The 22765-nt window shown below is 66.5% G+C and carries 15 protein-coding genes and 1 tRNA gene; 12 read left to right on the top strand and 4 right to left on the bottom strand.

Translation table 11 applies throughout. From position 1 onward, the window contains the following. Positions 1-5: 5 nt before the first annotated feature. From CXQ91_RS04400 to CXQ91_RS04390, 3 genes are read right to left on the bottom strand one after another with little or no spacing between them, the layout of a single operon-like run. Complete coding sequence (locus tag CXQ91_RS04400; protein ID WP_104172700.1) at positions 6-2522, bottom strand: DUF3488 and transglutaminase-like domain-containing protein; 2517 nt, start codon at positions 2520-2522, stop codon at positions 6-8. Continuing rightward, positions 2519-3910, bottom strand: a complete 1392-nt coding sequence (locus CXQ91_RS04395; protein ID WP_104172699.1) for a DUF58 domain-containing protein — start codon at positions 3908-3910, stop codon at positions 2519-2521. The genes CXQ91_RS04400 and CXQ91_RS04395 overlap by 4 nt, the downstream gene beginning before the upstream one ends. A gap of 14 nt (positions 3911-3924) precedes the next feature. Beyond that, a complete protein-coding gene (locus CXQ91_RS04390; protein ID WP_104172698.1) occupies positions 3925-5040 on the bottom strand; it encodes a MoxR family ATPase in 1116 nt (371 codons plus the stop codon). A 176-nt stretch (positions 5041-5216) separates the two neighbouring features. Between CXQ91_RS04390 and CXQ91_RS04385 the strand changes: the two genes are divergently transcribed. The 5 genes from CXQ91_RS04385 to CXQ91_RS04365 all read left to right on the top strand — a co-directional run bounded on the left by CXQ91_RS04385 (position 5217) and on the right by CXQ91_RS04365 (position 11525). Beyond that, the gene (locus CXQ91_RS04385) at positions 5217-6104 is read left to right on the top strand and encodes a TatD family hydrolase (RefSeq protein WP_104172697.1); all 888 of its coding nucleotides are present in this window, start codon (positions 5217-5219) and stop codon (positions 6102-6104) included. Between the two features lie 271 nt (positions 6105-6375). Further along, positions 6376-7554 carry a resuscitation-promoting factor gene (locus tag CXQ91_RS04380; protein WP_258073820.1) on the top strand — a complete coding sequence of 393 codons (1179 nt, stop codon included), beginning with the start codon at positions 6376-6378 and terminating at the stop codon, positions 7552-7554. 155 nt (positions 7555-7709) lie between these two features. Next, positions 7710-8597 carry a 16S rRNA (adenine(1518)-N(6)/adenine(1519)-N(6))-dimethyltransferase RsmA gene (rsmA, locus tag CXQ91_RS04375; RefSeq protein WP_104172695.1) on the top strand — a complete coding sequence of 296 codons (888 nt, stop codon included), beginning with the start codon at positions 7710-7712 and terminating at the stop codon, positions 8595-8597. An 82-nt stretch (positions 8598-8679) separates the two neighbouring features. Further along, a complete protein-coding gene (locus tag CXQ91_RS04370) occupies positions 8680-9642 on the top strand; it encodes a 4-(cytidine 5'-diphospho)-2-C-methyl-D-erythritol kinase (protein WP_104172694.1) in 963 nt (320 codons plus the stop codon). A gap of 53 nt (positions 9643-9695) precedes the next feature. Beyond that, positions 9696-11525: an ABC-F family ATP-binding cassette domain-containing protein gene (locus tag CXQ91_RS04365; RefSeq protein ID WP_104172693.1), complete on the top strand. Its 1830-nt coding sequence runs from the start codon at positions 9696-9698 to the stop codon at positions 11523-11525. 409 nt (positions 11526-11934) lie between these two features. On the opposite strand, the gene CXQ91_RS04360 is transcribed toward CXQ91_RS04365, so the two are convergent. Continuing rightward, positions 11935-12534: a TetR/AcrR family transcriptional regulator gene (locus CXQ91_RS04360; RefSeq protein ID WP_104172849.1), complete on the bottom strand. Its 600-nt coding sequence runs from the start codon at positions 12532-12534 to the stop codon at positions 11935-11937. A 190-nt stretch (positions 12535-12724) separates the two neighbouring features. Here CXQ91_RS04360 and CXQ91_RS04355 point away from each other — a divergent pair. From CXQ91_RS04355 to CXQ91_RS04325, 7 genes are all read left to right on the top strand, one after another. Further along, positions 12725-12796: transfer RNA gene (locus CXQ91_RS04355), tRNA-Gln, on the top strand. Positions 12797-12889: 93 nt separating this feature from the next. Next, positions 12890-14416 carry a bifunctional UDP-N-acetylglucosamine diphosphorylase/glucosamine-1-phosphate N-acetyltransferase GlmU gene (glmU, locus tag CXQ91_RS04350; RefSeq protein WP_104172692.1) on the top strand — a complete coding sequence of 509 codons (1527 nt, stop codon included), beginning with the start codon at positions 12890-12892 and terminating at the stop codon, positions 14414-14416. Next, a complete protein-coding gene (locus CXQ91_RS04345) occupies positions 14413-15393 on the top strand; it encodes a ribose-phosphate diphosphokinase (protein ID WP_011691079.1) in 981 nt (326 codons plus the stop codon). The genes glmU and CXQ91_RS04345 overlap by 4 nt, the downstream gene beginning before the upstream one ends. Positions 15394-15613: 220 nt before the next feature. After that, positions 15614-16207 (top strand): 50S ribosomal protein L25/general stress protein Ctc, encoded by a 594-nt coding sequence (locus tag CXQ91_RS04340; protein WP_104172691.1) that lies wholly within the window; start codon positions 15614-15616, stop codon positions 16205-16207. A 155-nt stretch (positions 16208-16362) separates the two neighbouring features. Beyond that, positions 16363-16947, top strand: a complete 585-nt coding sequence (pth, locus tag CXQ91_RS04335; protein ID WP_104172690.1) for an aminoacyl-tRNA hydrolase — start codon at positions 16363-16365, stop codon at positions 16945-16947. Positions 16948-17182: 235 nt separating this feature from the next. Continuing rightward, a complete protein-coding gene (locus CXQ91_RS04330; protein WP_146072298.1) occupies positions 17183-19915 on the top strand; it encodes a LuxR family transcriptional regulator in 2733 nt (910 codons plus the stop codon). 76 nt (positions 19916-19991) lie between these two features. Further along, positions 19992-22673: a helix-turn-helix transcriptional regulator gene (locus CXQ91_RS04325; protein ID WP_104172688.1), complete on the top strand. Its 2682-nt coding sequence runs from the start codon at positions 19992-19994 to the stop codon at positions 22671-22673. Positions 22674-22765 lie beyond the last annotated feature (92 nt).

Here is a 22765-nt window from a genome sequence, read left to right as displayed (position 1 = left end):
GCAGGCTAGCCCTGCCGCAGGCGTCGCAGGCCGTCGCGCACCGTCCGCCAGGACCGCGCGGCGGCCTGCCCCATTTTGGCGGCGGGACGCGAGATTGCCCGGACGGGCGCCGAGGCTATGAGTCCCCAGCGATTCATGACCGAGGGTGGCAGCCACTCCGCCCGGAGCCGTTGGGGCAGCCGTGAGTGCCGCCGCAGGGATGCCTGGGTCCGGGCTATCCTGTCGGCAGCCGAAACCGCGGCGGCAGGTTCGCCGGCCAATGCGGCGCTTTCCGGAATACCGGCAGGCCGGCCGTACTGCTGGCGTTCAAAGTCAGCGGTGAGCGAGGCAACCGCCCGCGCACCGGCGTCGTCCGCTCCATCCGGCCCGCCCAGCGCACCCGATTCGCGAAGCCTGCCGGAGAAATGCCGGGGAGTTTCGCTGACGCCGGGAGCCAGGCCGTAGTCGGTGGCCAGGTCCCGCAGTTCAGCCCAGGCCGAGGCGGCCGTGCTGCCGCCGGGGGAGGGTGAGCCCCGGAGCCGTCGGGAGCGAAGCCCGGCCCGCACCATCCGGGGCGAGGCGGCGAGCAGGGCAAGGAGCAGGATGCCGGCGGCCCCGTAGAGCGGCAGCCTCAGCGCGTGTTCGGCTTCACCGGAGGAGTCGAGTCCGGGCAGCGGCACGGGCGTGGCGCCAGGTGTAGCGCCGGGGGTGGCGGCGCTGGACGGGATGAGGTCGTCGTTGTTTTCGTTGGTGCTGGCACCGCCGGGCGTGGAGGCCTGAGAGGCGTAGTCTGGCACCACTCCACGCGACGGGGTGGGTTCGAACGCAACCCAGCCGAGGCCCTGGAAATAGAGTTCGGGCCAGGCGTGGGCGTCCCTGGAATCTACTTCGTATTCAGTCAGGGCGCCTTGCCCGGGAACCGAAACCGTGGCACCGGTGGACCTGCCGGGGGCGTAGCCCACGGCAATGCGGCTCGGAATTCCTTCCAGCCTGGCCATGACGGCCATGGCCGAGGCGAAATGGATGCAGTAGCCGCTCTTTTGCGTCAGGAAGTCCGCCAGGACAGAGAGGCCGTTGCCGTCGTAGCCGCCCTGGACGGGGGACTGCAGGGAGTAGGTGAACTCCACGGAGCGCAGGTAGTTCTGGATGGCCATGGCCTTGGCGTACGCAGTCCGGCTTCCCTCCGTCACGGTGTCGGCCGTGGTGCGCACGATGTCCGGCACGTTGTTGGGCGGGCGGATGAACTCCTCCGAGATCCCGCGCACGGGCGCCGATGACTCGGCCAGCAGCTCCGGCGTGAGCCGGGGGGAAGTTGACTGCACCACGTACTGCTGATTGCGCGCGTTGGTGTCCACGCCCTTGATGCTCAAGGTGGCCGGATCCCAGCTCCACCGTCCGTCAAGGCCATTGACCGAGTCCGGAGCGTACGGCACCGGCAGGTACGGGCTGGTGAATCGTCCGGTGTCGATCGCCGTGACCGTGCGGACCTGCTCGTCAGCGAGAACCTCGTAGCCGACGTCCATCCGGCCAACCCCCACCCGGCGGGAAGCGTCACGGTCGTCCGGTGACCAGGAATCGCCGTCGAACCGGTCCACGGTGACCGAGCGGAGGTACTGCGGGCGGCTGGCGTTGGAGGCGTAGGTGATGCGCCCGTCGCCGGAGGGACTCCGCAGGCTGTTGCCCAGGCTGATCATCGGGTTCAGCCCGGTGGAGGAACCCCACGGATTCAGCCGGGAACCCTGCGGGAAGGTGCCCTGGTCGAAGCCGGGAACAGCGAGGGGGAGGAGGAGGGTGATGACCAGCGCCATGCCGCCGGTGAGTGCCGCCCGGCGGAACTGTCCGGGGTTGCGGGCAGTGTCCGCCGTGGTCCGGTTGTCCGGGGCGAACCACTGGCTGCAGGCCAGGATCATCAGGTACCCGGCAGCGGCAGCGGCGAACCCCCACGGGCCGACGCTCTGCGGTTTGACCATGGCCGGCACCACCAGGACGGCCAGGAGACCCAGTCCGCTGGTTGCGGGCAGGGCCAGCGGCACGGCGAGGGCATCGACCAGGATGACCACCAGCCCCAGGACCGCGCACGTGACCAGCACGATGCCCGCGTTCGGCGCGACCGGGGAGCTTTCAGCCAGGACGGTCTCGCTTGCCCGGCGCAGGAACCGGCCCAGCTGCGCCATGGTGTCCCCGGAGGGGATGAAGCCGGCAATGCTGTCCCTGCGGAAGAACGTGAACGTCAGGATGAAGACGAGGGAGGCAAAGCCTCCCAGTGCCACCAGGAAGGGCTGGGCGCGCAGCGACCGCAGGACCGCCATGGCCAGGGCCACAACGCAGACGGTGGTCAGCACCGGCACGTACCAGGCCCAGCCCCGGAGTACCCCGTTGAGGGAGAGCGCGGCGCCGGCCACAGACACGGCGACGGCGGCCGCCATCACCCACGGCTGCGCGCCAACCCGGCGCGACTGTGCGGACGGGGCCGGTGACGGTGCCAGGACTTCAGGGGTGCGGCCCTGGTCCGGACCGGAGTGCCGCTGGGGAGTCAGGGTCATCGGCTGACTCCCGTGCCGCGGCGGACATCCGCGGCGGCCGTGGCGGCTGCCGCATCGCGCTGGTCGAAATAGGACCACGCCGCCGGCACCGACGTGCCGGGGGCAACGGCCACAGCCCGCCAGCCGCCGGACCTCAGCGATTCCAGGGCGGCCTGGCAGTCGCCCGGATGGTCGGTGACGACAATCGCGAACGCGTTGGCCCCGAACCCCGCGCCGGTGGACAGGGAGCGTGCCTCTGCGGCCTGCAGATGTCCGAGGATGGCCAGGATGGGGCCCCGCTGCCGGTGGGCGGAGAGCTTGTCGATGAGCCTGTCGTCGAAGGGGTGCAGGCCTGACTCAGACGCCGGACCGTGGTGGGCTCCGGTCAGCTGGATAGCGGCCAGGCTCTCCGCAATGGACTGCAGGCCGCCCGACCCGGTGTATTCCTCCGCTTCGGGTTCGGGCGCCGAAGGTGAGTGCAGGAAAGCCGGTTCTCCCGCGGGATCGAGGAACCGCAAGGCATAATTGCGTTCCGCCAGGTGGGCGCTGACGGACATGGCCGCCGTAACGGCCCATTCGAACGTGTCGCTGGTCACCAGGTCGTGGCCGTCCTCGCCGGAGGTGGCGGAAAAGGCGGCGCCGGGTCCGCGCGCAAACGCCGCCCACCGCTGGTCGAGGATGATGGTGGCCTCCGGAGTGGTGACCGACTCCTCCTGCCGCACCATCAGGGCGCCGTGCCTGGCCGTCGCAGCCCAGTGCACCCGGCGCATCGGATCTCCATGGCGGTATTCGCGGGTCATGACGTCGTCGTCGCTCGGATTCGCACGGATCCGCGTGGCCGTGACGCCGTCGTTGCCGCGCGCGCCGGCGAGTCCGGTCGCAGGGAGCTCGACGGCGGCGGGCGTCACGGTCAGCGTGTCGCCGTCGTCGATCGCGTGGCGGTGCAGCGAGAGCCCGAAGGGGTCCGTGAACTCGGCCGTCACCGGGCCGATAACGAACTGCCCCCGTTTGCCGGAACGGAGGTGGTATTCATAGCGGCTGGTCCCGCCGACGGCGGAGCGGGCCGGGAACCGGAAGGCCGGCGAGTCGCCGAACCGCGGCGGAAGGTGTTCTTCCATGATCACCTGGCCGGTGGCTGTCCCGGTCCGCGCCACGGCGAGCCGCACGGTGGTGGTGGAGGATGTTTCCACGCTGGCGGGGTTGAACTCGCGGTAAACCTTGAACCTGGGTTTGAGGACGCGGATCCCCGCGAGGGAGACCAGCGGCAGGACGATCAGGAGGATGCCGAGCGTGAGCAGGTCCCGGCGGCCCATCACCTGGGCTGCGAGGAGCGAAACCACGCCCGCGGCCAGCAGCCCCCAGCCGCGAGTGCTGAAGAGGTGTGCCGGAAGCCTGTCCGTCAGGGCCATCGTGGCGCCTTCGGCTAACGGGTGTGCCGCAGGTCCGGGCCGCTGCGCTGGCCGCCACCCCGCGACTGCGTGGACATATCCTGCGGCACCGGAAGCTTGGCCAGGATGCTGCGGACAACGCTGTGGGGGGTTTCCCCCGTACTGGCGGCCTTGCGGTCAAGGATGATCCTGTGGGCCAGCACGGATTCGGCAACGCTGACGACGTCGTCGGGGAGGACGAAGTCCCGGCCCTCCAAGGCGGCGGTGGCCTTCGCCGCCCGCAGGAGTTGGAGCATGGACCGCGGGCTGGCGCCGAGGCGGAGCATGGCACTTTCGCGCGTGGCGCGGCCGATGGACACGGTGTATTCCTTGATCGCCTGCGAAACGTAGACCCGCTGGACAGTGGCGATCATGGCCGCCACATCGGCCGAGGTAACAACGGCGGTCACCCTGGTCAGCGGCGACGTCGCCTGGTGGGTCTCCAGCATTTCGATTTCCGAGTCCTTGTCCGGATACCCCATGGAGATCCTGGCCATGAACCGGTCCCGCTGCGCCTCAGGCAGCGGGTACGTCCCCTCCATCTCGATGGGGTTCTGCGTGGCCACCACCATAAAGGGCTCATCCAGCTTGTACGAGTCCCCGTCCACGGTGACCTGGTGTTCCTCCATGCATTCCAAGAGCGCCGACTGGGTTTTTGCCGAGGCGCGGTTGATCTCGTCACCGATGACGATGTTGGCGAACACGGCGCCGGGCCTGAACTCGAACAGCCGCGACGCCTGGTTGTAGATGGAGACGCCGGTGACATCGGACGGCAGGAGGTCCGGAGTGAACTGGATCCTGCTGACCGAACAGTCGATGGTGCGGGCGAGTGTTTTTGCCAGCAGGGTCTTTCCCACGCCGGGAACATCCTCCAGCAGTAGGTGCCCCTGGGCCAGCAGGACCGTGAGGGCAAGCTTCGCGGCCTCCGCCTTGCCATCGATCACGGTGTTGATGGCGGACAGGATGCGCTCGCTGGCGTTGTGGAAGGCCTCGGCCTCCATGGCCGGCGGCTTGAGTCCGTTCAGTTGGTTTCCGACAATTCCCGCACCGCCAGGGAAGCTCTGCCCTTCCGGGAGTGCTTCGTCTACTGTGGTGCGTCTGTGGGAATCCATCGACAGCCTTTCAGCACTGGGGAAGCCTGGACGGGTTGGCAAAGTAACTGCTGGCGCCCGCCGCCGGGCGTTCGCCCGTATGCCTACCAGACTACTAACACAACTGCCGGACCTGACAGAGAGTTCCGGTATTTCCCGGCGGGAGCCCGAGGGCCCTGGACGGCTAGGGTAGAAGGATGAACACCCCGTTGACGCCAGTCCCGTTTCGCGCGCCCGGAAGCGACGGCTCCGGCCGGCACGGCTATCCGCCGGCGCCGGAGCCGCTGCCCGTCCCGGTCATGGACAACCACACGCATCTGGACTTTCCCAATGCCGACGTGACCGTGGACGTGTCCGCGGCACTGGACATCGCCGCGTCAGTGGGCGTCCAGGGTGCCGTACAGGTTGGCTGCGACCTTGAATCCTCCAGGTTCACGGTGCAGGCCGTTGACCTGGATTCGCGGCTGCTTGGCGCCGTGGCGATCCACCCCAACGACGCTCCGGACTATGCGAAGCGCGGCGAACTGGAAGATGCGCTCGCCGAGATCGAAGAGCTGGCCTTGCATCCCAGGATCCGCGCCATTGGCGAGACGGGCCTCGATTTCTTCCGCACGGAGGGGGAGGGGCTGAAACATCAGCGCTACTCGTTCCGCCGCCACATCGACATCGCCAAGCGGCTGGACCTGACGCTGCAGATCCACGACCGCGACGCCCATGACGACGTCGTCCAGGTCCTGCGCGAAGAAGGCGCCCCGGAACGGGTGGTGTTCCACTGCTTCTCCGGCGACGAGGAGTTGGCCAGGACGTGCAACAGCGAAGGCTGGTACATGTCCTTCGCGGGCACTGTGACGTTCAAGAACGCGGCCAACCTGCGCGCTGCGCTCGCAATTGCCGACCCCGCCCGGGTCCTGGTGGAGACGGATGCGCCTTTCCTGACCCCGCATCCGTTCCGCGGCCGCCCCAATGCCAGTTACCTGATCCCTCACACGGTCCGGACCATGGCGGAATTGACAAGCACCGAGCTGTCCGGCCTTTGCGCCCAAATCGCCGAAAATTCCGTGCGGGCATACGGATCCTGGGACTGACCGCGGCTCCGCTCAGGCAACAGTCAGGAATACCAGGTATGTACAAAATCTTGGTTGCTTTATAACGCTTCGGTTACAGTGGATAACTATTAGCCGGGGTCGGGGAAGGCCTTCGGATAATTTCACTCAGTTCCGGGCCTGCGCAAGCGGCGGGCCCATGCAGTGCTGAGTGTGGCGGCGCACACGTCTGCTGCAAACATCCGGACCATGTCCGGAGTTGCCCTGAGGGTGTTTGCGTCGGTGGGTGATGTGCGTTTTTCCCCGTGCCCGGATGGTCCTAGAGTTACGGGCAATCGTGGTCAACTTCTTCACTTCGGACGGTAAATTCAGTTTCGTCAAGGTCGGCGCCCAGCTGGTTGTGCTCTCTGCACTCGTGCTGGGCCTCGTGGCCTTCGTAGGCAACAACAAGACAGTCACCCTGAACGTGGACGGAAAAGTCAGTTCCGTCCAGACCTTCGGCGGGACCGTGGGCGAAGTGGTCAAGAGTGCCAAGGTGGAGCTGCAGGGCGCAGACCGGGTATCCCCGTCGGCGGACGCCCGCGTGGAGAATGGCTCGGTCATCAACGTCAACCTCGCCAAGGCCGTGAAGATCAGCCTCGACGGCGCTGAGAAGACGATCAGCACCACCTCTGCCAACGTCGAAGGACTCGTCACCGAACTGGGCGTCGCAAGCGCCTCGGAAGTGTCCGTGCCCAAGGACGCCCAGCTGGCCGTCTCCGGATCCTTCGTGTCCATTTCCACGCCGAAGACCGTCAGTATCCTGGCGGACGGCAAGGCATCCAAGACCACCACCACTGCAGCCACCGTGGCCGATGTCCTCAAGGACGCCGGAGTCACCGTCGGTGCCGGCGACCGGCTCTCCCAGCCCCGCAACGCCCATGTGGTCAATGACATGGCGATCAAGGTTTCCCGGGTTGATTCCTCGAAGACCGCCGCCACCACGGAAGAGGTTCCTTTCGAGACGCTCAGTTCCGAGAGCGCCGAACTGTTCGTGGGCGAGAAGAAGGTCACCCAGGCCGGTGTCCCCGGCAAGGTGGACAGGAACTTCAAGCTGGTGCTGGTGGACGGCCGCGAAGCCTCCCGGACCCTGGTCTCCGAGACCGTTTCCGTGCAGCCCGTGACCGAAAAAGTGGCGGTCGGGACCAAAGAAAAGCCCAAGGCCGAAGCCGCCGGTGCGAACACCGGTGCAGCAGCCCCCACCATGATGAACGAAGCCATGTGGGACAAGATCGCGCAGTGCGAATCCACCGGTAACTGGTCCATCAACTCCGGCAACGGCTACTACGGCGGACTGCAGTTCGACATCCAGACCTGGATCGGTGCCGGCGGCGGCGCATACGCACCCAACGCCAGCCTCGCCACCAAGGCCCAGCAGATCGATATCGCCAACCGCGTCTACGCGCAGCGCGGCCTCTCGCCCTGGGGCTGCGGCTGGGCAGCGAGCAGCTAGCAGCCGCCCGCAGTCCAACACTCCGCTGCGGCAGCTGACCACCGCCACGGGGGAATCGAAGGCCGGGTCCGGAATTGAACCGGACCCGGCCTTCGCCGTCCCCGGAGACTCTTCACCGGCGCGGCCGCCACAGGCCAACGGGATAGGATACCTAGGTGACTGAACCGACTCCCGCCGCCTCCGGCACCGCGCCCGCACCACTGCTGGGCGCTTCCGATGTCCGCCGGCTCGCCGAGGAGATCGGAGTCCGCCCCACGAAAACCCTGGGCCAGAACTTCGTCATCGACGGCAACACCATCCGCCGGATCGTGGCGGCCGCGGACATCCACGCCGATGAGACCGTCCTGGAGGTCGGTCCCGGACTGGGATCACTCACCCTGGGACTGCTGGACGCCGCCAAGTCTGTTGTCGCCGTCGAAATTGACCCGGTCCTTGCGGCCAAGCTGCCGGACACCGTGCAGCAGTGGCGGCCGGACGCCGTCAAGGATTTCCACCTGGTCCTGGCGGACGCCATGAGGGTGACCGAACTGCCCGTTGAGCCGACAGCGCTTGTGGCGAACCTCCCGTACAACGTGGCGGTGCCGGTGGTCCTGCACCTCCTGCAGCACTTCCCGAGCCTCCGGCACGGCCTGGTCATGGTCCAGGACGAGGTGGCGGACCGGCTTGCTGCCGGCCCCGGATCCAAAACGTACGGCGTGCCCTCAGTGAAGGCCGCCTGGTACAGCAGCATGCGCAAGGCCGGCGTCATCGGAATGAACGTCTTTTGGCCGGCGCCAAAGATCCACTCAGGGCTTGTGGCTTTCACGCGCCGTGAACCGCCGGTGACGTCGGCGACCCGCGAACAGGTCTTCGCCGTGATCGACGCCGCCTTCGCGCAGCGCCGGAAGACCCTGCGGGCCGCCCTGGCCGGATGGGCCGGAAGCGCAACTGTTGCCGAACGCTGCCTGCTGGCGGCGGGCGTGGATCCCACCGCCCGGGGCGAAGTGATCGATATCGCAGCGTTCGCACGGATCGCCGAAGCCCGCCAGGCCCAGCAGGGTTGAGGCCGGACGCCGCTCCCGCATTGTGCGTCGCTGTCAGCGTGCATGCTTGGAGCCTGACGCTGCCATGCCATAGCTTGGACTCATGAACGCAGTGAGAGGGCGCTTTGCCGCGAGGACGGTCCGGGTCAAGGCTCCCGGCAAAATCAACGTCTCGCTGGATGTGGGCCCGCTGCGTGAGGACGGCTACCATTCCGTTGCCAGTGTCTACCTTGCGGTGTCCCTCTACGAGGAAGTGGCCGCCACCAGCACCGCCGCGGACGGAATCACGGTCAGCATCAGTCCGGACAGCACGCTGGACCTCGAGGACGTGGACATTCCGCTCGACGAACGGAACCTCGCCTACAAGGCGGCCGCCATCATGGCCGACGTGTCCGAGCACTCCACCGGCGTGCACCTTGAGATCACCAAGCGTGTCCCGGTGGCCGGCGGCATGGGCGGCGGTTCAGCCGACGCGGCGGCCACGCTGCTCGCCTGCGACGCCCTGTGGAACAGCGGGCTGTCCCGCGACGAGCTGGCCCACCTGGCCGCAGAACTCGGGGCCGACGTCCCGTTTTCGCTCCTCGGCGGCACCGCCGTCGGGCTTGGGGTGGGCGATGAACTGTCACCCGCGCTGGCCAAAGCGCAAATGGACTGGGTACTGGTCACCGCCGACTACGGGCTCTCGACGCCGGACGTCTTCCGTACCCTGGACAGGCTCCGCCTCGCCGAAGGCGTGGCCGCCGAGGAGCCCACCGCAGTGGATCCGAAGATCCTGCAGGCGCTGCGGAGCGGCGACGCGGACGCCCTGAGCCGGGTCCTGGTCAACGACCTCCAGCGCGCATCCATTGAACTGGCGCCGGGTCTGCGCGATACGCTGGGCCTTGGTGAATCGTGTGGAGCCATCGCAGGACTGATTTCAGGTTCCGGTCCCACGGTCGCCCTGCTCACCCACAGCCCCGCTGCAGCGGCCGGGCTCGCCGAAGACCTCGGCCATCACGGCCTGAATGCCCTGGCCGTCCACGGCCCGGTGCACGGGGCGCGCATCATCTCCGATACGCTCCTTTAGTAGCTTTTGACCAGTACTTCCTCACAAATTTCCACCGAAGAAAGCAGTTCCCAGTGGCTCACCTGCTCGGCGGCGAGAACCTTACGGTCTCGTATGCAACCCGCACCGTCCTCGACGGCGTTACCCTCGGCCTTGAAGAGGGTGACCGGATCGGCATGGTGGGCCGCAACGGCGACGGCAAGTCCACCCTGATGCGTCTGTTGGCGATGCGCTCCACTCCTGATTCGGGGCGGGTCACCAAGCGCAGCGAGGTCAACATCGGTTACCTCGACCAGAGCGACGTGCTCGACGGCGACCTGACGGTCGGTGCTGCGATCGTCGGCGACCAGGCGGACTACGAATGGGCCCGCAACCCGCAGATCCGCGAGGTCATGGGCGGACTGGTGTCCGACGTCGACTGGCACGCCAATGTGCACGCGCTCTCCGGCGGCCAGAAACGGCGCGTGGCCCTGGCGAAGCTGCTGATCGAAGACCATGACGTGATCATGCTCGATGAGCCCACCAACCACCTCGACGTCGAAGGCGTCGCCTGGTTGTCCCGGCACCTGAAGACCCGCTGGCGGGCCAACCAGGGCGCGTTCCTGGTGGTCACCCACGACCGCTGGTTCCTCGATGAAGTCTGCAACAAGACCTGGGAAATCCACGACGGGATCATGGACCCGTTCGAAGGCGGCTACGCGGCCTACGTCCTGGCCCGCGCCGAACGTGACCGCTCGGCTTCGGTGATGGAGGGCAAACGCCAGCAGCTCGTCAAGAAGGAACTGGCCTGGCTGCGCCGCGGCGCCCCTGCACGCACCGCCAAGCCCAAGTTCCGCATCGAGGCAGCCAACGCCCTGATCGCCGACGTCCCGGAGCCGCGCGACTCGATGGCGCTGAGCAAGATGGCCACGGCACGCCTGGGCAAGGACGTGCTGGACCTTGAGCACGTGTCGCTGGACTTCCTCGGTGGCGACCCCGGGCAGAAGCTCTTCGACAACATCACCCTCCGCCTCGCGCCGGGTGAGCGGCTGGGGCTGGTGGGCGTCAACGGCGCCGGCAAGACCACCCTGCTGAAGCTCCTCAACGGCGAAATCCAGCCCACCTCCGGCAAGGTCAAGCGCGGCAAGACAGTTGTCACCGCCGTCCTCACCCAGGAGGTCAAGGAGCTCGACGACGTCAAGGACCTGCGCGTCATCGAAGTCATCGAGCGCGAAAAGCGGTCCTTCAACGTTGGCGGCAAGGAATTCAGCGCCGGCCAGCTCGTGGAACAGCTTGGCTTCACCAACGAGAAGCAGTGGACCCCGGTCAAGGACCTCTCCGGTGGCGAACGCCGCCGGCTCCAGCTCCTGCGCCTCCTCGTGGGCGAGCCGAACGTTCTTATGCTCGACGAGCCCACCAACGACCTCGACACGGACACCCTGGCCGCCGTCGAAGACGTCCTGGACGGCTGGCCGGGCACGCTCGTTGTGGTCAGCCACGACCGCTACCTGCTGGAGCGCGTCACGGACCACCAGATGGCGTTGCTGGGCGACGGCAAGATCCGCGCCCTGCCGCGCGGCGTTGACCAGTACCTCGAACTGCGCGAAGGCGCCCTGGCCGGCTCCACCATCACCGGCGGCGGCAACCCTGTCACCGCCGCCAGCGGCAGTTCAGAACCCGCCGCCGCCGGCCCGTCCGAAGCAGAAAAGCGCGACGCCCGCAAGGCGAAAAACAGGATTGACCGCCAGCTGGGCAAACTCAAGCAGCAGGAAGACAAGATCCACGCCCAGATGACGGCCGGGGCCGGGGACGCCAGCAAGTTCGACCAGCTCGCCGGGCTCAACGCGAAACTCCAGGAACTCGCCGGGGAACGCGAAGCCCTGGAACTCGAATGGCTCGAGGCCCTGGAAGTCCTCGGCGAGTAGTCCCTCACGTGGCGCGGTGCGGTTTGGGTGCCGCAGCCGGCACTTCGACGTCGCTTAGACACGACGCAAAGGGGCCACTCGCTCGCTGAGCGAGCTCCCGTCCCGATGCGCCGCGATGCGCTCCTCTTCGAAGGACCGCCTCCGGCAAGCTGCGTCACCTCCCGCCGTGGAACAGCCCGCGCTCGGAATCTTCGACAGGTGAAGGGGTAAGGGGGCGGGTGCCGGGGACTCCTGAACGGAACTGTCGGCAATAGCGGTGCGGGGGACCTTCGCGTAGTCGCGCATCGCGGGCATCGGGCTCCGGAGGTCGCTCAGCGACCGCAGGGGCCCCTATGCGCTGTGTCTAAGCGACGGCGAAGGGCCGCTGCGCTGCGAAGGTGACCACGGGACCGCGGCGAAGGGCCGCAGCCTAGCTGTCGGTGCGGAGCTCCGGTTCCTTTTGCAGGCCGGTGAGGCCGTTCCAGGCGAGGTTCACCAGATGGGCGGCCACGGCGCGCTTGTCCGGGGTCCGGCTGTCCTGCCACCACTGCCCGGTCATGGCGACCATCCCCACCAGCATCTGCGCATACATCGCGCCGTCGGCCGCACTGAAGCCGCGGCGGGCGAACTCGTCCGACAGGATGTGTTCCACCCGTGCAGTGACATGGGAGAGCAGGGTGGAGAAGGCGCCTTCGGGCTGCGACGGCGGGGCGTCGCGCATCAGGATCCGGAAACCGTCCGTGCGGTCCTCGATGTACGTCAGCAGTGCCAGCGCAGCCCGCTCCACCTGGACCCGTGGCTTCGCTTCATCCGTGAGGGCATCGTTGATGGCTGCCAGCAGGATCCGGAACTCGAATTCCACCACCTGGGTGTAGAGGCCCTCTTTGGACCCGAAGTGTTCGTAGATCACGGGCTTGGACACGCCGGCGGCGGCCGCAATGTCTTCGATTGTGGTGCCGTCCAGGCCCCGGATGGCGAAGAGGCCGCGTCCGATGTCGATCAGCTGTGAGCGGCGCTGCGCCCCGGTCATGCGCGGCCGGGGCACGTACCCGGGAGCCCTGACGGGCCTGCCTGGATGGTTTCCGGCACCGTCGGGTGCACCGTTGATCTTGCTCACCGTCCAATCATGCCTTAACGGCAACCGGGCCCCGAGTCGCAAGAGCGCCGACCTTCGTGGCAGAATTGGTTCTCGTGCCACGGGGCTTCGGGTCCGGGCACGGTCCGCCCTGGTGTAATGGCAGCACCCCGGCCTTTGGAGCCGTGGAGTATAGGTTCGAATCCTATGGGCGGAACTGCCGCTGTTGACCGGGTGTTATTTCCGGAACAGGCTGGCAGGGTGTGAAAGTGCGCGCAACTGAGATCCACCAAGCAAGGAGAGCCTGTACGTGAGCCCCGAGACAACCGGCCCGGCCGCCGTCATCGTCCTAGCTGCAGGTGCGGGTACCCGGATGAAGTCCCGGACCCCCAAGATCCTTCACGAAATCGGCGGCCTGTCGCTGGTTGGCCACGCCCTGCGTGCAGCCCGCACCATCGACCCCCGGCAGCTTGCCCTTGTGGTCCGGCACGAGCGTGACCTTGTGGCCGCGCATGTGTCCGGGCTCGACCCCGCAGCGCTGATCGTCGACCAGGATGAAGTCCCCGGCACCGGCCGCGCCGTGCAGGCGGCGCTCGAAGCCCTCGACGCCCGGGGTCCGCTCGAAGGCACCGTTGTGGTCACGTACGGCGACGTGCCGTTGCTTTCGGCGGAGCTGCTCGCCGAGCTGGTGCTGATCCACGAACACGAACGCAACGCAGTCACCGTCCTGACCGCGGTCCTGGACAACGCCGCCGGCTACGGCCGGATCCTGCGCGCGGCAGACGGCACCGTCACGGGCATCCGGGAGCACAAGGACGCGTCCGACGAGGAACGCGAAATCCGCGAGATCAATTCGGGGATCTACGCTTTTGACGCCGCCGTGCTCCGCGACGCCCTGGTCCAGGTCACCACGGACAACGCGCAGGGCGAGATGTACCTCACCGACGTTCTTGGGCTGGCACGCTCGGCCGGCGGACGGGTTGCAGCGGTTGTCACCAACGACCGCTGGCAGGTCGAGGGCGCAAACGACCGCGTGCAGCTTTCGGCGCTGGGCGCCGAACACAACCGCCGCACCGTCGAAGCCTGGATGCGGGCCGGCGTCACGGTCGTGGACCCCGCCACCACCTGGATCGACGCCACGGTGACGCTGGCAGAGGACGTCCGCATCCTGCCCAACACCCAGCTGCACGGCGCCACGACAGTGGCGAGGAACGCCGTCGTCGGCCCTGATACGACCCTGACGGACGTCACCGTCGGCGAAGGCGCCAAAGTGACCCGGACGCACGGTTCCGGTTCCACGATCGGCGCGAACGCCAGCGTCGGGCCGTTTACCTACCTCCGCCCCGGCACGGTGCTGGGGGAGACCGGCAAGATCGGCGCCTTCTACGAGACGAAAAACGTCACGATCGGCCGCGGCTCCAAGCTGTCGCACCTCGGATACGCCGGTGACGCCGAGATCGGCGAGGACACCAACATCGGCTGCGGCAACATCACTGCCAATTACGACGGCGAGAACAAGCACCGCACCGTGATCGGCTCGGGCGTGCGCACGGGTTCCAACACCGTCTTCGTCGCTCCGGTCCAGGTGGGCGACGGCGCGTACAGCGGCGCCGGCGCAGTGATCCGCCAGGACGTTCCCGCAGGCGCACTGGCCATCTCGGTGGCCAAGCAGCGGAACGCCGAAGGATGGGTCATCTCGCACCGGCCCGGCTCCATCTCAGCAGTACTGGCCGAAGCCGCGGGGGCAACGGCGCCGGTCAGCGAAACAGCCGCGGCACAGCCGCCCCTGGATTCCTCAAGCACCCCGGCACCTACAGAAGAGGGCAAGCAATCATGACCGAAATTACGGCACGCGGCGAGAAGAAACTGGTTCTCGCCGCTGGGCGGGCACACCCCGAGCTTGCACGGGAGATCGCCAAGGAGCTGGGCACGGAACTGCTGCCGGTGGATGCCTACGATTTTGCCAACGGGGAAATCTACGTGCGTGCCGGGGAGAGCGTCCGCGGCACCGATGCCTTCGTCATCCAGGCACACCCGGCACCGCTGAACAACCACCTCATGGAGCAGCTGATCATGATTGATTCGCTGAAGCGGGCATCCGCCAAGCGCATCACCGTGGTCTCGCCCTTCTACCCTTACTCCCGCCAGGACAAAAAGGGTCGCGGCCGCGAGCCGATTTCCGCCCGCCTGGTGGCCGACCTGTACAAGACTGCCGGCGCCGACCGCATCATGAGCGTTGACCTGCACACCTCGCAGATCCAGGGATTCTTCGACGGCCCGGTGGACCACCTGATGGCCATCCCGCTGCTGGCTGACTACATCCGCACGCGCGTCGCAGCGGACAACATCACCGTTGTCTCACCGGACACCGGCCGCGTCCGAGTGGCTGAACAGTGGGCTGAGCGCCTCGGCGGTGCCCCGCTGGCGTTCGTCCACAAGAGCCGCGACCTCACGGTTCCGAACCAGGCCGTGTCCAAGACCGTCGTGGGCCAGATCGAAGGCCGCACCTGCGTCCTGATCGACGACATGATCGATACCGGCGGAACCATTTCCGGGGCCGTCCAGGTGCTCAAGAACGCCGGCGCCAAGGATGTCATCATTGCGGCGACCCACGCCGTCTTCTCCGATCCGGCGGCCCGCCGGCTGTCCGAGTCGGGCGCCCGCGAAGTGGTGGTCACCGACACGCTGCCCATCCCGGCCGACAAGCGCTTCCCGCAACTGACTGTGCTGTCCATCGCTCCGCTGATTGCCCGCGCCATCCGTGAAGTGTTCGACGACGGATCCGTCACCAGCCTTTTCGACGGCAACGCCTGACCCCGGTACCCGGCCCCATCCGGCGTCGGGCCCGTTTTCAGTAACCGGGCCCGACGCTGGTAAGCTGGTCCACGATACCTTGGCGAGGGAGAGCAGTCTCCGTTATCGACTGGGTCTGAATCTCCCTTCTTGAAGGGCCGGCCACGGGCCGCCCGGCGTTGAAGGTCGCAAACAGACCTCCGCCCTTGCTGAACACCGTTTAGATTTCAAGGAGATTTACATGTCTGAGCAGAAGCTTGCAGCAGAAGTACGCACCGAATTCGGCAAGGGCTTCGCCCGCCGCGCACGGATGTCCAACCTCATTCCGGCTGTCATCTACGGCCACGGCGCAGAGCCGATCCACATCACCCTGCCGGCCAAGGCCACCACGCTGGCCGTCCGCGCTGCCAACGCCCTGCTCACCCTGGACATCAACGGCGAGAAGCACCTCGCGCTGGTCAAGGACATCCAGCGCAACCCGATCAAGCAGATCATCGAGCACATTGACCTCCTGACCGTCCGCACCGGCGAGAAGGTTACCGTGGACGTTCCCGTCCACCTGACCGGCGAGCTTGCCCCGGGCAACGTCTACAACCAGGAAATGACGGTCGTCTCCCTCGAAGCCGAGGCAACGCACCTGCCCACCGCCGTCGAGGTCAGCATCGAAGGCCGCGCCGCCGGCGAGCACATCCACGCCTCCGACCTGGTCCTGCCGAAGGGCTCCGTCCTGCTGGCCGACGCAGAGGCTCTTGTCGTTCACATCTCCGAGGCCACTGAGGTCTCTGAAGAAGAGGCTTCGGCCGACACCACGGAAGGATCCTCGGCCGCCGAGTAGTCCCGAGGAATTCTCCGGTGGCCGGGTCCCTGGCGGGCCCGGCCACTGCCGTGTTAAAAGCCCTCCAGCACCAACCCTCAGCCGCAATGGGGCACGCCCGGCACAACCGGCGCACTGCCTTAGCGGCCGGACCCGGACCACTCTAGGATTGACGCATGACTGACACCTGGCTGATCGTAGGCCTTGGCAACCCCGGCACCGAATACAGCAACAACCGGCACAACGTCGGCCAGATGGTGCTGGACGAACTGGCGCGCCGGGTAGGGGGCAGCTTCAAAGTGCACAAGGCGCGCGCCCACGTGCTGGAGGGCCGGCTCGGCATCGGCGGACCCCGCGTGGTGCTGGCCAAGCCGATGAGCTACATGAATGTCTCCGGCGGTCCCGTGTCCGCGCTGGCGAAGTTTTACGACATCGATCCGGAGCACGTGGTGGCGGTCCACGACGAGATCGACATTCCCTTTAATACTGTCAAGCTGAAAGTCGGCGGGGGCGAAGGCGGACACAACGGCCTGCGCGACATTTCGAAGGCCCTGGCCACCAAGGACTACCTGCGGGTTCGCGTCGGGGTGGGACGCCCGCCGGGCAGGATGGACACTGCAGACTACGTCCTCAAGGACTTCGCCGCCGCCGAGAAAAAGGAGCTCCCGTTCCTCCTGGATGACGCCGCGGATGCGGTGGAGACCGTGGTCAGGGACGGGCTGCCGGCCGCACAGCAGAAATTTCACACTGCAGTTCAGTAACTTTCCCATGCACCCGGCCCTAATGGCGGTAATGTGCGGGTGGGGACACGCTCCGGTTAGTACCTGGCAATTGGTTAACCAAGTCAATTAAGTCGCCTAATTGTTTAGTCATATCTGCTATGGTAATTTTCACATTCAAGGTCTTGTTGCCTGGTTTGGCGGCATCGGAAAACTAAAAACCCGACGGCTCAGCCAAGTCGCATCAGCTGGAGCCACGAAGGTAGCGTGATCGATCGTGCTTGCATCACACGGCTCTGAACATGGGGGGCTGCTGGAGACTGAACGCCGGGGCATGGGTGCCTCAGAGCGTCGTAAGTGGTCGTCCCTGGTGCGGCAGGATGTCCAGGCAACCGTTGTTTCCATCCTCGAGGAAAGCGACCTTCACGGCGTCGTCGTGGTCGGCGCCCAAGGCGTCGGAAAATCCACCTTCACGCGGGCGGTCGAAGCCAAACTGGCGGGAAAGACGCACGTCATCCACCTGCACGGGACGTCGACTGATCCTGCCATTCCTTTCGGCCAGTTGGCGTTTCTGGTGGCCAGGCTGCCCGGCCACGCGCTCGAGTCACCGGGTGGAATTGTCCACGGCATTTCCCGGCTAATCCGCGAGGATGCCGCCGGACGACCCGTCCTCGTCGTGCTGGAGGACCTGCCGGCGATCGACAGCATGAGCACTGCCGCCCTTATGCACCTCATCCTGAGCGGCGCCGCAAAGCTCATCGTCACCGTCCGGAATGTCACGGACATGCCCGAAGACCTGATCCGGCTCCTCCGCAACAATTCACTGGAGGAAGTGCGGCTCGAGGTTTTCTCCCGTCCGGAAGTGAGCAAATTGCTTGCCGGAGTTTTGGGGCGCCCCGTGACCGCCACAGCCGCCAGCTCGCTCTATGCGGCGAGCGGCGGAAATCCACTGGTGCTGCAGGCCATCGTTATTGAACAATTGCGTTCGGGCAACCTCCACCTGGCTGGAAAAGTCTGGGCGCTCAGGGGGGAAATCAACCTTGCCGAAGCCGACGCCCTGGTGGATCTCGTCAGGTCGAGGCTGGCAAGGGAGTCGCCAAAGGTCAGGGAGGGGCTGGAGTGGCTTGCCCTGATCCGACGCGTGCCGTTGTTTGTCCTCCTGGACGTCCTGGATCCCGCCGTCGTCGCGGATCTGGAAAAGGCCGGCTACCTGCAGGTCGGCGAGACGGGGCGGCGCTGGGTCAGCCTGAAGGACGACTACGTCGGCGAAGTCATCCGGGGCTGGATGGACCTTCCACGGCGCAAGGAACTGCACCAGCTGGTGGCGAGGGTTGTGGGAGCCACCCCGGCGGAGATGGACGTCGAAGAACTCCTCGGCTACGTGGCCTGGACGCTCGATTGCGGCGAACCCGTGGAGCCGGCCTTTGCGCTGGCCGCGGCTGTGGCGGCAAACCGGCTTTTCGACCCGATGTTCGCCCTGGAGGCCCTGGCCCAGATCCGCGTTGAAGACCCGCACTGGGCCGAGGCAGCCCAGCAGCGGGCGGCCGCCTACATGACACTGGCAGAGCACGAATCCGCCGTGGCCGTCCTGGAGGAAGTCACCCCCGAACAGCTTTCCGGGCTTCCGGCCGCCGCCTACGCGAACTACATCCTGGATTTCTGCAGTTCGCTGCTCTGGGTCCACGGCGGATACAGCCGGATCGGCGGCATCCTGTCCGCAGCACGGCACGAACTGGCCCGTCGGGAGAGGGCATCAATCGGCAATGAGACAGCAGCCGACTTTGCACGAGCCCATGAGCTGATCAGGCTCGCCGAATTCGAACAGATGGTCCACCAGGGGGACTACGAGGCTGTTGCCGAAGACCTGGAACGGGCCTACAAAGAAGACGGCGACCCGCTGTATGTCCTGAACTGCGCCTGCCTGCTGACCATGGCCTGGGCGGTCCTGGGCAGGGAAGCGGACGCAATGGCCCTGGCTGCCGAGATCCAGCAAAGGACGGAGCAGTCCAACGTAGTGCCCGGCATGCTGAGCTGGCGGGCGGAAGGCCTGTTCGCCGCACTCCTTTGCAGCGGCCAATGGGAGGACTGCGTCAGGATACTCACCGAGGCCCTGGACCAGAAGCCGAAAATCATGCAGTACCTCGGCGGAGCCGCCGAACTCGCACTCGGTGTGGCCTACACCTACGCGGGAAGGGCCGACCTCGCCATTGACACGCTGCTTGGTGCACAGGCGCAGCTGGAAATCAGGCGGAGCTACTACGGGCCGTCCCTGGCCTGCTCGGCACTTGCCTTCGCCTATGCCCAGGCCGGTGACGTCCAGGAGTCACGCAATTTCCTGGACCTGGCCGCGCAGGAGGAGCAGCACGTCGCCTGGTTTACTTCGTGGATGACCGACTTCTGCGTCCGGATGGCCAGGCGGTGGCTCAAGGATCCGGGAGCCAAGCAGAAGCTGATCGAGTCGGCCCACGAAGACATTTCCAAAGGGCGGACAACCACTGCCTCCATCAGCCTGTTCGGTGCTACCGTGCATGGAACGGAGGAAGAACTGGCCCTGTTGATCGAAATTTCCTCCCGCCGGCAAGGAAAAATGGCCAGCGTCAACCGTCTGGTCGGGGAGGGGAGCAGAAAGAAGGACTCCAAGGTCCTGCTTCAGGCGGCGTCCCTTGCCCAGGAGCTCCACCTCGACGCGGTGGAGTCGCGGTGCGTGGTGCTGGCGCTGGACATTGCCAGGGAAAAGGGAGATTCCCAGTCCGCCCGGTCGGCCCAGCATCGTCTGGACCGGCTCGTGGAGACCCTGCCGGTGCTGCCGCTGATGCCGCATACGGTAGGACCGGAATTGACCGAAAGGGAACGGCAGGTTGCCAGGATGGCCAGTCAGGGGTTGAGCAACAAGGAGGTTGCCAACCGGCTGCAGCTTTCCATACGAACTGTGGAAGGCCATCTCTACCAAATCTTCACGAAAATGGGGATTTCATCGAGGAGTGAGCTTGAAGGATCCGCTCAAGTCTGATGGGAAGGCTTCGGCGCGGCCGCGCGCCGGGACCCAGCGTCAGAATGCTGGTGAGCCTTGGATAGACCGGGGGGACATGCTGTCATCAGTGCAGGACGCCCTTGCCTCGGATGACTGCTGGGCTGTTTTCGTCGTTGGCGACGCCGGGCTGGGAGCGTCCTCGCTGCTGGGGCAATTGAACAACGGAGGAAACGGCCGGACGGCAATCATGACCGTCCACGGGAGCCCCTCACTGGCACCCGTTCCCTATGGGGCGCTGTCCCCGTACCTGTCTGATCTCTCCGTTGAGGATGTCACGTCAAAGGTGGCCGTGCTGCGGGCACTGTGGGCGTACCTCGAAGGTGCCAGGAAGAATCCCGGACCCGCCTTGCTGCTGGTTGATGATGCCCACGATCTCGATACCGCCACGGCCGAGATGATCTCCGAACTGGTCCAGGCAGGCTGGGCCAAGCTCGTGGCCACCTGCATCCCGAGGCCCGGCATACCCCAGCCCTTGCTGCGGCTCTGGCACGACGGCACTGCCGAGCGGTTCGATATTGCCCCGCTGACCCTGGACCAGGGGCACCAGCTCTGCGAGGCGCTGCTCGGCGGCAAAGTCCTCAACACCACGTCGCGTGAATTCTGGCAGGAGGCCGGCGGGAACACGCTGCTGCTCAAGACCCTGGTCCGTGAAGCCCAGCGTTCCGGCGACCTGATCCAGCGGAACGGGGTCTGGCTCAACGCCGGTTCCTCGCGTGTCCGCACCCTGGAACTCACCGCCGTCGTCAAGGTCCAGCTCATGCGCATCTCGGCTGTCGGCCGGGAGGCCCTGAACCTCATCGCCCTCGCGGAACCGGTGGACAGGACCCTTGTCGGCGAAATCGCGGGTGAACCGGCGGTCAAGGAACTGCTGGACCAGCGGCTGGTGGTCCAGTCCGTGGACAGCGAACCAACTCTTCGGCTGGTCAGCCCGGTCTACGGAGAAGTGCTGCGCAGGATCGTTCCCGCGGCCCGCAGCCTCCAGCTGCACCGGGAGCTCGTGTCCCGCATGGAGGTCTCCGCGGACAAGCCGGAGTCACTGCTCCGCATGGTGTCCTGGTCCCTGGACTGCGGCGCCGAAGTGCCCGGCCGGCTCCTCATCCGGGCCGCTGTCCTTGCCTGCAAGCTCTTCCAAAGTGAGACGGCCCTTCGCATCGCCTGGGCCGTCCGGGACCCCGAACTGCAGCAGACTGCACGGGCCGTGATGGCCCGGTCGCATTACAACCTCGGGCACTACGACGAAGCCGCGGCCCTGTTGAACATCAATGTGGACGCCGGCAGCGGGCTCACGCACATGGTCGTCAACAGCCTCCTGAGATCGGCCACACGGACCGCGCTCGGGCACCCTGCCTCGGAAATTGCGGACGATGCCCGCAGGCTCCGTCAATGGGGCGACGAAGAGGCCGCGGCCAAACCCGCGGACGCACCGGGGATTCTCGCGGCTACGGCGCGCCGGGCAACCCTGGTGGAACTGATGGCGTATTCACTGTTGGGCGACTACCGGCAGATGGGCCCCATGCTGGAGGAACTCCTGGAAGCCGGCGTTTCGGCGGCCGAACCCGACGGCGCCCTCACCAGGTCAATGGCGCTGGCCCTGCAGGCCGAGCGGCTGTGCGCGCTGGGGTACCCGCTGCAGGGGCGCCAGCTCGCCATGGATGCTTTCGGCCAGGCCCAGCCTCCCGATAACGACATCTTCTTCCTCCCCGAGTTCATCGTGGTCCGGCTCGTCGCCTGCGACCTCGCCGCCGGGGACTGGGCGGAGGCACAGGAGCTCCTGGCGGGCTACGCGGATACGTCGTTCGGTTCCGCCATGGTTTCCTTCAGTGGTGCCGCCTATGTCGTGATGGGATACATAGCAGTCCGGGAAGGAAAACTTGCCGACGCCCTGGAGCTGCTGACCACGGGACTCGAGGCCCTTCGTGACAGCGATCCCCAGCAGATGTTCCGGCTTTGCGCCGCCATGGCCTATTACGTCGCGGCCACTCAGGGCCGCAACGCGGAGGCCGACAGGCTGAGGAAGGACTACGAGGCCTGGGGCGAGCGCGGCATGCACCTGGTGACGGCCTTTGCCCGCGATTTCCTGGCTGCCGGGGACGAACACCTGCGCGGCGACGGCAGCGGAATCGCGGCCCTGCACAGGAGTGCGGAGGAGGCTGCGCAACAGGACGCCCGTTACCTGGAACTGAATGCCCTGGCCATGGCGCTGGCGCTTGGCGACACCACCAGGCTGGAACGGCTGGCTGTCGTCGCCGGTGCAGTAGAGGGCCCCTGGGCAGGCGCCCTGGCCGACTACTGTTCCGCACTTTCGGACGGGAGCGCGGAACAGCACCTCCGAGCCGGGGACGCCCTTTATGCGGCTTCTGTCTTCCAACTCGCGTCCGATGCCTACTCGGCCGCCCTGGCGTCGTTGGACCGCAGCCGGAACCGGGAACTGGCGGCCATGGCACGTGCCGGCATTGCCCGGTGCAACGAAGAGCTGGGCCATGCGGGCAGCGAGGCCCAGCCGGAAACCGTGGCACCTATCCTGACCAAGCGTGAGCGGAACATTGTGGGACTGGCAGCCACCGGACTCAGCGACCGCATGATCGCGGACAAGCTGCAGATCTCCGTTCGCACGGTGGAGGGCCACCTGTACCGGTGCTATCTGAAGCTCGGCATCGCCGGACGTGACGAGTTGGCCGCGGCCGCCGGGCTCGCTGACGATGCAGAGATTCGGGTCAACCGATCACCCGGGAAATGAGTACCTGGACCACCGGGCACTACTCGGCGGTGGTGCCGGGCCGGCGCCGCCTCAGCGACTTGTTAACTATTTCGACGCCGCGAGGGCGCTGA

The organism is Arthrobacter sp. Y81, from assembly GCF_002929335.1.
Classification (GTDB): Bacteria; Actinomycetota; Actinomycetes; order Actinomycetales; family Micrococcaceae; genus Arthrobacter.
The sequence above is the reverse complement of the archived record's forward strand: the minus strand, read 5'-3'. Positions and strand labels throughout refer to the sequence as shown.